Genomic DNA, 2,326 nt, shown 5'->3' with positions numbered 1-2,326 from the left:
GGGACGAGTCGGGGCCCGCCCCCACCACAGCGGAGGCCGCCGGGACCGGTCACGCGAGGGACTGATGCTCCTCACCGTGGGGCACGGTCGGCTCGCGCGCGACGAGCTCGGTGGGTTGCTCACCGGCGCCGGGGTCGAACTCCTGGTGGACATCCGTCGATTCCCCGGGAGCCGCGCCAACTCGGCCGCCGCACGGGGGGCGGTGCCGGAGCTCGCCCGCGACCTCGGCATCGACTACCGCTGGGAGGAGCAGCTCGGGGGCCGACGCACCCTCACGGCGGAGCAACGGCGCGACTCACCCGACACCTGGTGGCGCGTCGAGGCGTTCCGCGCCTACAGCGCGTGGACCCGCTCCCCCGGGTTCCGCGCGGCACTGGACCGGGTCGTCGGGGACGCCCGCGCCCGTCGCACCGCGGTCATGTGTTCGGAGTCCGTGTGGTGGCGCTGCCACCGCAGGATCGTGGCCGACGTGACGACGACCGTCCACGACCTCCCCGTGGGGCACCTCATGCACAGCGGGTCGATCACCGGGCACAGCCCGAGCGAAGGACTTCGGCTCGACGCCCACGGACAGCCGGTGTGGGACGCCGGCGTCGCCTAGGCTCATGGGCATGGAACCGGCACCCTCCCTCGCCCCCGTCGCCGCACTTCTCGGCACCTGGAGGGGTGAGGGCGCGGGGTCGTATCCCACCATCGAGGACTTCACGTACACCGACGAGGTGGTCTTCTCGGACGTCGGCAAGCCGTTCCTGCACTACGTCCAACGGTCGTGGAGCGCGGACGGCTCCCCCATGCACACGGAGACGGGCTATCTGCGCATCCCGGGGGCCGGGACCGCCGAGCTGATCCTGGCGCAGCCCATGGGACAGACCGAACTCGCCGAGGGCACCGTCGTGGCCGAGGCGGACTCGCTCGTCCTGGAATTCCAGGCCCGGGTGGCCAACAGCGCCACCGCCAAGCAGGTGGACGCCACCAGGCGCCGGTACGAACTCACCGGGGACAGGTTGGTCACCACCTTCGCCATGGCCGCGGTCGGACAGCCGATGACCCATCACCTCCACTCCGATATGCGGCGGGTCTGAGCGCCGTGGCCGAGAAGAAGAACGACGGGCGATCCGCGAACATCAAGGACGAGAAGGTCTACGAGGCGCTGCGCGACGACGGCGCCAGCAAGGAGAAGGCCGCCCGGATCGCCAACGCCTCGGCCGGGCGATCGCGGTCCGAGGTCGGCCACAAGGGTGGCAAGGCCGGCTCGTACGAGGACTGGACCGTCGACGAGCTCCGCGACCGCGCCCGGGAGATCGGCATCGAGGGACGCTCGTCCATGACCAAGGACGAGTTGATCGAGGCGTTGCGGGAGCACTGAGCCGGGACCAGCGGGCCGGGCTCACCGAGCCGGGATCAGCGGGCCGGGATCCAGCGGGCCGCGCGCTCACCCTCGTCGGCGTGTGGCCCGGTGCGTCAGCGCGCCGCGTCCCCCCGCCACACGAGCCGGGACACCCCCAGCCCGTCGAGCTCCCACCGCAGCTGGGACTGCGAGGGGGACTGGACGGGGAGGAACGCGGCCTCACGCATCCGACGATTGGCGGGGGCGTCCTGCGCATACCCCATTCCACCGCAGAGGATGGCCTCGAGTCGCGTGGCGGCGGGAGCGATCTCGGCGCCGTCCAGGCGCAACAGGAGGAGGTCGACGAGAGCGCCCTCTCCCGGCCGCGACGCCAGTCGGTGCAACTCCGAGTGCATGTGCTCGTGGCGGTCCACCAGCGCGGAGTGCTCGTCGGCGGAGAACGCACCGAGGCCGCCGAGCAGTCCCTCGACCTCGGTGAGAGAACGCGCCGCGACACCCGAGCAGAACGCGGCCTGCAGGACGAGGAACTCCGGGCGCACGCCGGTCAGGAAGTCCCCCAGGTCCTCCCCCAGCACCTGCTCGTCGGGGACGACGACGCCGTCGAGCCCGATCATGGTCGAGGCCGTGGCGTTGAGCGCCAGGAGATCCGGGGCGCTGCGCATGTCCACGCCCGGAGTCGACGCCTCGAAGGCCAGGACGAGGCTGCGCCCGTCCCCGGTGTTGGCGGCCAGGACGATCGTGCTGTCCTCGTAGACGTTGGAGGCCCACGCGACCGGGCCGTCGATGCGGTAGCCGCCGTCGACCGGAGTGGCGGTGATCGGGACTCTGCCCAGCCCGACCGCCTGACGCTGGGCAACGGCCATGCCGGTCACACCGGGCCGGTCCCCCGTGGCCACGGCGCGATAGGTCCGCCACGCGGCGTCCGACCGGTCCGCCGCGTGGCGGAGGTAGGCGGCGGTCATGCGCTGCGCCCAGGCG

4 protein-coding genes are annotated in these 2,326 nt (G+C 72.4%); 3 read left to right on the top strand and 1 reads right to left on the bottom strand.

Annotation, left to right across the window (positions count from 1 at the left end):
* Nucleotides 1-64: 64 nt before the first annotated feature.
* The 3 genes from G6018_RS14315 to G6018_RS14305 are packed head-to-tail and all read left to right on the top strand — an operon-like array spanning nt 65 to nt 1,366.
* Nucleotides 65-601 carry a DUF488 domain-containing protein gene (locus G6018_RS14315; RefSeq protein ID WP_182639978.1) on the top strand — a complete coding sequence of 179 codons (537 nt, stop codon included), beginning with the start codon at nt 65-67 and terminating at the stop codon, nt 599-601.
* 10 nt (nt 602-611) lie between these two features.
* Nucleotides 612-1,082, top strand: a complete 471-nt coding sequence (locus tag G6018_RS14310; protein WP_182639977.1) for an FABP family protein — start codon at nt 612-614, stop codon at nt 1,080-1,082.
* A gap of 5 nt (nt 1,083-1,087) precedes the next feature.
* Nucleotides 1,088-1,366 (top strand): Rho termination factor N-terminal domain-containing protein, encoded by a 279-nt coding sequence (locus tag G6018_RS14305; RefSeq protein ID WP_179525620.1) that lies wholly within the window; start codon nt 1,088-1,090, stop codon nt 1,364-1,366.
* Between the two features lie 95 nt (nt 1,367-1,461).
* On the opposite strand, the gene G6018_RS14300 is transcribed toward G6018_RS14305, so the two are convergent.
* Nucleotides 1,462-2,326, bottom strand: an 865-nt coding sequence (locus tag G6018_RS14300; protein WP_206685268.1) for an acyl-CoA dehydrogenase family protein, incomplete at its 5' end; no start/stop codon positions are given.

It is taken from the genome of Dietzia sp. DQ11-44 (assembly GCF_014145205.1).
Classification (GTDB): domain Bacteria; phylum Actinomycetota; class Actinomycetes; order Mycobacteriales; family Mycobacteriaceae; genus Dietzia; species Dietzia natronolimnaea.
The sequence above is the reverse complement of the archived record's forward strand: the minus strand, read 5'-3'. Positions and strand labels throughout refer to the sequence as shown.